This window comes from Rhizobacter sp. P2_D12 (assembly GCF_056404395.1).
Genome location: NZ_JBFUEB010000176.1, coordinates 1 through 8,127, shown reverse-complemented (window position 1 = coordinate 8,127; position 8,127 = coordinate 1). Strand labels below are relative to the sequence as shown.

At 68.7% G+C, this 8,127-nt stretch carries 6 protein-coding genes; 2 read left to right on the top strand and 4 right to left on the bottom strand.

The features are described from left to right. Window positions 1–140 precede the first annotated feature (140 nt). The 3 genes from AC1DYN_RS30660 to AC1DYN_RS30650 all read right to left on the bottom strand — a co-directional run bounded on the left by AC1DYN_RS30660 (window position 141) and on the right by AC1DYN_RS30650 (window position 5,118). Window positions 141–1,340, bottom strand: a complete 1,200-nt coding sequence (locus tag AC1DYN_RS30660) for a glycerophosphodiester phosphodiesterase (protein ID WP_477966262.1) — start codon at window positions 1,338–1,340, stop codon at window positions 141–143. A gap of 60 nt (window positions 1,341–1,400) precedes the next feature. Beyond that, on the bottom strand, window positions 1,401–2,507 hold the full coding sequence (locus AC1DYN_RS30655; protein ID WP_477966260.1) for a protein kinase family protein: 1,107 nt from the start codon (window positions 2,505–2,507) through the stop codon (window positions 1,401–1,403). Between the two features lie 346 nt (window positions 2,508–2,853). Then, complete coding sequence (locus AC1DYN_RS30650) at window positions 2,854–5,118, bottom strand: carbohydrate-binding protein (RefSeq protein WP_477966257.1); 2,265 nt, start codon at window positions 5,116–5,118, stop codon at window positions 2,854–2,856. Window positions 5,119–5,430: 312 nt separating this feature from the next. Here AC1DYN_RS30650 and AC1DYN_RS30645 point away from each other — a divergent pair, with 312 nt between their 5' ends. Continuing rightward, a complete protein-coding gene (locus AC1DYN_RS30645) occupies window positions 5,431–7,164 on the top strand; it encodes an ATP-binding response regulator (protein ID WP_477966255.1) in 1,734 nt (577 codons plus the stop codon). Here the strand turns inward: AC1DYN_RS30645 and AC1DYN_RS30640 are convergent. Next, entirely contained in the window at window positions 7,085–7,441 is a 357-nt protein-coding gene (locus tag AC1DYN_RS30640; protein ID WP_477966253.1) for a hypothetical protein, read from the bottom strand. The two genes, AC1DYN_RS30645 and AC1DYN_RS30640, sit on opposite strands and share 80 nt — an antisense overlap. A gap of 116 nt (window positions 7,442–7,557) precedes the next feature. Here AC1DYN_RS30640 and AC1DYN_RS30635 point away from each other — a divergent pair, with 116 nt between their 5' ends. Then, window positions 7,558–7,800 (top strand): rhodanese-like domain-containing protein, encoded by a 243-nt coding sequence (locus tag AC1DYN_RS30635; protein ID WP_477966251.1) that lies wholly within the window; start codon window positions 7,558–7,560, stop codon window positions 7,798–7,800. The last annotated feature ends 327 nt before the right edge of the window (window positions 7,801–8,127 follow it).

Genomic DNA, 8,127 nt, shown 5'->3' with positions numbered 1-8,127 from the left:
CGCCAATCAGGGTGGGGCGCCGGAGCAGGCAGCGCAGGGGAGTCGACGCGCCCCCGGCGCGGCGACCGCCCCATCCGGCGCGCGCCAGCCTGCCCGCCCGCGCCTTTGCTCGCGCCGACGACAGCAAAGAAGCATCCGGGCTACGGGCTGACCTTCTTCAGGTACTCCGCCCGCGCCGCCAGCGCGGTGTCGGTGAAGTCGGTGAACAGCCCGTCCAGCCCGAGCTCGTAGAACTGCAGGTACTCCTGCTTCGGATCGCCGCGGTAGCTGCCCGCCAGCCGCCGCTTCTCGTTGCGGAAGGTGAAGGCATGCACGAACAGGCCGGCCTTGTGCGCATCCGCGATCAGCGTCGACGGCGCCGTGGTCACCGCATCGGCGTCGTTGACCTTGCCGTCGCCGTTCAGGTCCTGCACCTTGCCATCGGCGCCGACCGTGCCCTTCACGCTGACGATGTAGCGCTTCCACGGCCCGATGCCGTCGGCATAGGTCTTGATCTCGGCCAGCCCGGCGGGCGTGACCATCGCATCGAAGTTGCGCTTGTCGCCGGCCAGCGTCCAGTCGTACGGCCGGTCGGACGGCACGCCGAAGGTGACCGCACCGGTCTTCAGGTCGACGCTGTCGCCGTCGATCAGCTGCACCATGCGCAGCGTCGAGCCCTTGCTGCGCATGTACTTCAGGCTGCCCGGCTCGAAGGATTGCAGAATCACCGGCGCGCTGCGGCTGCTCCAGCCGGCCTCGGCCAGCGCGGCGAGCAGCTTGTCTTCGAGCGGCAGGCCCAGCAGCTTGAAGTAGCTCGGGTTCTTGGTCTCGGGATAGATGCCGATCGTGCGGCCGGTCTCCTGCGACTTGCGCCTGGCCAGCGCGATCACCTCTTGCAGCGTCGGGATCTTGAAGCGGCCGTTGAACTCCTGCGGGCGCTCTGCGTCGGTCGAGATCGCGCCCAGCGTCTTGATCTCGGCCAGCGTGAAGTCGTTCGAGAACCAGCCGGTCTGCACCTCGCCGTCGACGCTGACGGTGCGCTTGCGCGCCGCGAACTCGGGGCGCGTCGCGACGTCGGTGCTGATGCCCAGGTTCGGGTCGTGGCGGGCGACCAGCGCACCGTCCTTCGTCGACACCAGGTCGAGCTCGATGTAGTCGGCGCCGAGCTCGATCGCCTTCACATAGGCCTCGATCGTCTCCTCGGGCAGGTAGCCGCTGGCCCCGCGGTGCGCGGCGACCAGCGGCGGCTTGCCGTCCAGCGTCGCAAGCCTTGCGGTGGGCGCGCCGGCGCAGGCGGCCAGCAGCAGGGCGGTGCCCGACACGGCGAAGCCGGCGCGCAGCGGATGGTGATGTCCTGACATGAGATTCCCCCGGTGTGAAGCTGCCGACTGTCGCAGCGTCGACTGACGCCGGGATGACATTCAGGCGAGCTGGTAGGTGTGCGCCAGGTTCAGCCGCTGCTCGTAGCGCGCCAGCAGGCCGGGCTTGTCGAGCGCGGCCTCGGCGCCTTGCCACACGCCCTGCGCCGACAGCGCGTCGTGCTGCTCGGCCAGCGACCGCAGCAGCCAGCGGGCGCGCATCAGCGTGGCGGGGGTGCAGGTCTGGCCCTGCAGGTCGTCCTCGAGGTCGGCCGCGTGCGAGCGCCAAGCTTCGCGCAGGTACAGGTCCTGCACGCCGGTGGACAGCGCCTGGCGCCAGTCGTCGATGAAGCCCTGCAGCCAGTCGAGCACGACGGCCTGTGCGCCATCGCCTCGCAGCTCGCGGTGCAGGCGCTCGTAGGTAGCCTGCGCGATGCGCTTTTCCATCTCGAAGGCGCGCAGCGCAGCCGGCAGTCCCTGCGCCTGCTCGACGCGCAGCAGCCAGCCGAACACGTGGCGCGTCTCGATGCGCTCGGCCAGGTGGCACTGCGGCACGCTGGTGCCGGTGCCCGAGCTGTTGAAGTGGCGGCGCGGGTCGAAGCGGTACATGTAGCCGTAGTCGAACAGCCAGACCTGGCGCGCGTCGCGGATCACGTTGCCGGGGCTGAAGTCCCATTCGAAGAAGCCGGCGCGGATCAGCCTGCGGCCGGTGTCGAAGAGCTGCTGCAGGCCGGGCTCGTCCCAGTCGCTCACGTGGCTGCCGGCAATCCACGGCGAGACGATCAACCCTTGCTGCACCGAGGCGTACAAGGTCGGCACCAGGCCGGGACGCTGCAGTGCGGGCAGGGCGGCCATCTCGGCGCGGCGCTGCACCTCGTTCAGGAACGAGGTCTGGCCGTCGATGCCCTGCACCTTGCACGCGGTGCGGGCCTGCTTGACGGCCCAGTCGAGGCCGCGGGCGCGGACGCGGTGGACGACGGCGGTGAGGCCGCCGTCGTGCGTCTCGACCACGGCAGGATGGCCGGCGCGCCATGCCGCGAGTTCGGCCGGCGGGAAGGGGCAGTCGGCTGCGTGCCCGACCTGCACTTCGAGGCCGGCGTCGGCGAACTTCTGCTGCTGTTGGCGGCGGGCGACTTCGAGGCTTTGAAGAGGGAGAGGGCGGGGTGCCATCAATCGCTTGCGACGGAGTTGTCTGAATCGATAAAGATGATGAATTCTCGCGGGCTGCTCACCACGGTCAAGCTCGGTGTTTCCCCGAGGGGACATGCGGGAACGATCGCTTGTGGCATGCCACACAAGGCAAAGATCGGCGAGCCCTCTCTTGCCGGACGTTTTCGACCGTCAATCGACATGACAGGAAGCGAGTTCGTCAGGAAGCTGAAGGACGAGTTGAGACCGGCACGTTGCACGCCATGTGCGGCCAACTCGGGATCAAGGTGTCGGATCTTTGAGAGAGGGCAAGAAATGGAACGGTTCGAATACACGTCCGCGGCATGATGCGCTCGACCGCGGCTCGTCAAGGCAGGGTCACGACCCCGTTCTGGAAATACCGGCTCGCCTTCACCAGCCACCAGTGGTCATCGGTCAGCGGCATGTTGCCCAGCCCGATGTTGTCGGTCGAATCGCCGACCCCCGCGCCGAACATCAGCGACACCACGCCGGCGTTCTTCGCTTCCTGCATGTGGCTGCCCCAGGTGATCTGCGTGCCGCTGGACGTGATCTTCGGGTCGCCTGCCGCGTTGGTCTTGTAGTAGCTCGCCGCGAAGATGCTCGGGGTCGCCGTGAAGGTGTCGCCGAAGAAGTACGTCGGCGCCGTGTCCTCGTAGTGCTTGCTGGTGGTGTTGTTCAGCGTCGCGAAGGCCGCGCCGGTGTACGGGTTGGTGCCCGCCGAGCCGTTGACGTGGCCCGCCGGCAGCTGCCACAGCACCACCGGCTTCTTCAGCGCGGCGTTCAGCGTCTGCACGTAGTAGAGGTAGTTGTTCCAGTGGTCGGCGTTGAACTGCCAGCGCGCGTTGCCGGCGGCGCCGCCGTCGTAGCCGTACTTGTCGAACGAGATGAAGCTCGCGCCGTAGCTGGTGATGCCGGCGGCGTTGTAGTAGTTGCCGACACGCTGTGCGCTGGCGGCGATCAGCGGCCGGCCGGCGGCCCAGCCCTTCTCGTTGCTGTCCGTGATGTGCATCAGCCCGTTGCCGGACGCGCCGCTCTGCGCATCCGACCAGATGTTGATCTGCCAGCCGTACCACGCATTGCGGCTGCGCTTCTGCACGATGTAGTTGACCGCCTTGACCAGGCCCTCGAGCGTGTTCGGGAACTGCGGGTCGCTCGCCGTCAGCACGCCTGCGGCGTAGGCCTGGTCCACGCGTGCGGTGATCTGCGACGGCTGCAGGCCCGAGTTCTGCATCATGTACCCGATGAAGTCCGGCTCGATCACGTAGCCCACCGGGTCGTCGCCGGCCTCGGTGTTGGCGATGTCGATGGTCTTGACCCAGTCCTTGAAGTACGCCGCCATGTAGGTCGCGTCCTGGATGTGGGCCAGGTCGGTCGGGTAGCTCTCGCCGCCGTCGGCGATGTTGTAGAACACGAACACCGGCACCATGCCCAGCTTCTTCGACTCGCGGATGAAGTTGGTGGCGCGGAAGCAGGGCACCGTGGTCCAGGTACACCAGCTGGTGTTGCCGGGCACCGAGGCGCCGCCGTTCAGGTAGATGTAGCGCAGGTCGGCGCGCGTGTTCAGGTCGCCGCTGCCGAAGTTCTGCCAGGCCGCGAGCGCCGTGCCGCCGTCGTCGGAGACCGAGCCCACCGACACGTGCTTCGGCAGGCACGGCAGGCTGCCGTCGGCGTTCTTCACGCGCACGCCGATCCAGCGGCCGTTGCCGTTGTTGTCGAGGATGCGGATGCCGGCGCGGCCGGGGCTGAGCGCGGTGACGGTGAGCTTGCTGCCGGTCACCGACGCGGTCGCGACCTTCGGGTTGTTGGAGGCGACGGTGAACGTCGGGTAGGTGACGCCGGCCACGCTGAGGTCGACCGTGGTGGTGCCGGCGGCGAGCGTGCTCTGCAACGACTGGCCGCCGACGTCCCATGGCTTGATGCCGACCAGCGAGGCGTTGCCGACGGTCGTGAAAGCCGCGTCGCTCGGCGTGGCGCCGGCGGCATTGATCAGCTTCAGCTGGTAGGTGTACACGCCGAGCTTCTTGCCGGTGATCTGGATCGTCACCGACTGCGCGGCATTGCCGACGTCGGCCAGCGTGCCGGACTGCACCTTGACGCCGTCTTCGTGCAGCTCCCACGAGGTGCCGCTGATGCCCCACCACTTGTTCCACACGATCGCGAAATTGCCGGTGTGGTCGTAGTTCTGGATCTGCAGCGTGGGCTTGGCGGGGGCGCCGACCGGGGCCGGCGCCGGGGCTGGCGCTGGCGCTGGCGCGGGAGCAGGTGCAGGTGCAGGCGCTGGAGCGGGCGAGGGCGCCGGAGCCGGGGCAGGCGTTGGTGCCGGTGCGGGCGCAGGCGCGGGAACGGGTGCTGGCGCAGGTGCGGGCGCAGGTGGCGTGCCGCCGCTCGGCCCCAGGTCTTGCCACAGGCTCGCCGTCGTCGGATTCCAGCCGGTGCCTGTGTAGTCGGTCTGCGACACCCACGCCTTGTAGTCATGCCCGGCGTACGAAACGATGGTGCCTGCCGGGTAGTAGGTGTCGGGCTTCCACGCGGGGTAGGCCGCGTGGACGGCGGCAGCCGCCAGGGCCAAGGTCAATACCGCAAGGGTGCGGCGCGTGCTGGAAGTGGTCATGACCATTTGATTTCCCCGAAGCTTGTTTTTGGCTGTCGCACTGGCGTGCGTCCCGTTTTACAGCGCTGGCAGGCATGGGTAGTCCTGTAAGCAAGCATAACCAATGCAATACCAGTTGGTCGATTGTGCCATCTCTCCGCCTGTGTGCGGCAGCGAACGGAAGGCGCGGGCGCATGCACGCAGACTGTGGCGGTTCGCACAGTCAGCGCCATGGGAGGTACGACCGTGATCTCGACACCCTTGCCGACGTGGCCGCGGGGCGGCCGGGCCCGCCGGGCTGCCGCGCTGCGGTTGAGCTGGCTGCACGCGGTGATGTCCCAGACCAACCGGCTGATCCTGCGCCGCCCCGACCCGCGCGAGTTGTTCGACGGCGTCTGCGAGGTCTGCATCGCGGCCGGTCACATGGATCTCGCCCTCATCGACCTGTCGGATGTGCGGGAGACGCATCGCGCCGCGGCCCAGGCTGTCAGCGAACGTGCCGCATACCCGCCGCCCCAGCGGCTGCTGGACGGGGCCCACCTGCAGACCCGGATGATGTCGCTGGCACTGCGCAGCGGGGACACCATCGTCATCGACGACGCCGCCACGGACGAGCGACTCCGCGAAGACCGCGCCTGGTGCCTCGGGACGGGCTTGCGCGCGCTGGCGGCGATCCCGCTCAAGCGCGGCGGCATCCCGATCGGCGTGTTGCTGCTGTGCTCGAAGACGACCGCCTTCTTCGGCGACGACGTGGCGCCGCTGCTGGACGAACTCGGTGCCGACCTGTCGTTCGCGCTCGACAACGCGGACCGCGAGCGGGAGCGCCACCTGGCTTCGTTCGCCGACCATGCGCGCAAGACGGCCGAGGACGCCAGCAAGGCGAAGACCCGGTTCCTGTCGCAGATGAGCCACGAGCTGCGCACGCCGCTGAACGCGATGCTGGGCTTTGCGCAATTGCTGGCCGCCGACCGGGTCGAGGTCCTGACGGCGCCTCAGGCCGAGCGGGTGCGGCTGATCACGCATGCCGGCTGGCACCTCTTGGGCCTGATCAACGACGTGATGGACATCTCTCGCATCGAGTCCGGGCGCTTCGAGGTCGTCAACGGCTGCAGCGACATCTCGTCGGTGCTCGACGAAGCCGTCGCGCTGACCCAGCCGTTCGCACGCACGCAAGGCGTGGAGCTCGGCGAGCGGGCGGCCTCGCGGGTCGGCATCGGTGCGGTGGCGGACCCGCGGCGCCTGCTGCAGGTGCTGCTGAACCTGCTGAGCAACGCCTGCAAGTACAACCGGCCCGGCGGGCAGGTGAGGATCGATGTCACGCAGGCCGGCGACGAGGTCATCCTCGACGTGGTGGACAACGGGGCCGGGATGACACAGGAGCACCTGTCCCACCTTTTCGAGCCCTTCAACCGGCTGGGCCACGAAGGCACCGTCATCGAGGGATCGGGCATCGGGCTGGCCCTCGCGCGCCAGCTCGTGCAGGGGATGCATGGGAGGCTCGAGATCGAAAGCAGCCCGGCTTCGGGCACGCGCGCACGGGTGGTGCTGCCGGCGTGCGAGGTGCCGGCGAGCGCGGCCGCCGGCGGGGCGTCGATGCCGCGCGATGCCGCGCAGCCGCAGGACAAGGCGCTGGTGCTCTACATCGAAGACGATCCCGTCAACCAGATCCTCGTCGAGCAGATGTTGCAGCGCCTGGAGGGCGTGCAGCTGCTGCAGGCGGTGAACGGCCAGGAGGGCTTGGCGCTGGCCCGCCAGAGCCAGCCGCAGCTGGTGCTGCTGGACATGCACCTGCCCGACATCTCCGGCCTGCAGGTGCTCGAAGCCCTGCGCGCCGATCCGCTCACCGCGGCGGTGCGGGTGGTGGCGGTGTCGGCCAACGCGATGCCGGCGGACGTGGCCGCGGCGAAGGCACTGGGCAGCCTCGACTACTGGACCAAGCCGCTGGCGCTGGAACCGTTCCGGGCCGGGATCTCGGCCCTGTTGTCGGCTAGCCGAGCAGCGACGCCTGGCGTGGCGCCCGCGCCTCGTAGGGAACTGCCCGGGTGTGCAGCGAGTGGACGTGCATAGCCAGCAATTCCTCCTTGATGATCGGAGGGAAGCCGGCACGGTTCTCGCGCAGGCTGAACTCCTTCTCCTCGAAGTAGAGGTCGAGCACCGGCGTTTCGGCCCAGAGCCGGCACAGGTCGTTGGCGATGCGCGGGAAATCCTGCGGCAGGTGAAGCGGACGCACCCCCTTGGGCAGCGACTCCAGCCAGTGCATCGTGGGTCCCATCACCTGCTCGTCCTCGGGGCGCGGGCTGCGCCGCGCCCAGGCATGGTTCGCGCTGGTGGTTCTTTCACTCATGCTTTCGTTCATCGTGACACTCCCGTATCGCTCGCTGCCGATGCAGTGGCAGGGCAGGTTCGCACGCCGGCGCAGGCGCGTCGGGGCGCTGGCGCACATTGCGCCCGAATGCCGGCATGACGGTCGATGCCGAGGCATTCGAAGGGCAGCGGCTGCTGGCGTGCGGCGACCCGCCGCTGCTGCTGGACGGCCGCACCTTCGAGGAGCACCAGCGCATGACCATCCCGGGCGCGCCGTCGGTGCCGAACGGCGAGCGGGTGCGCGAGATCGGCGTGCTGCTGGGCGGAGACACGCGGCGCATGGTGATCGTGCACTGCGCAGGTGATCGACCATCTGTTCTTCATGCACGACTGGCATGACGGCAATCTCGATGCGGACGAGCGGGCCTCGTTCGGTCTCGATCCGAGCTGACTGCTGTTGGCGAACCCGGACTGGCATCCGGGCTACGGGCTTGTCGTTCGTCGCACAACGCCGGTGGTTCGGCAAAGGCGCGTGCGGGCAGGCTGGGGCGCGCCGATCAGGATGGGGCGCCGGAGCTGGCTGATTTCAGGGACCGCGTGCGCCAGCACGCTTCGTGGACTGACTTGTCGCCGACTGTTTGACCACAGCGAGCGCAGCGAGCGGCGGGAGTTTCGGCGACGGGCCCTGAAAGCAGCCAGCGCAGGGGAATCGACGCGCCCCCGGCG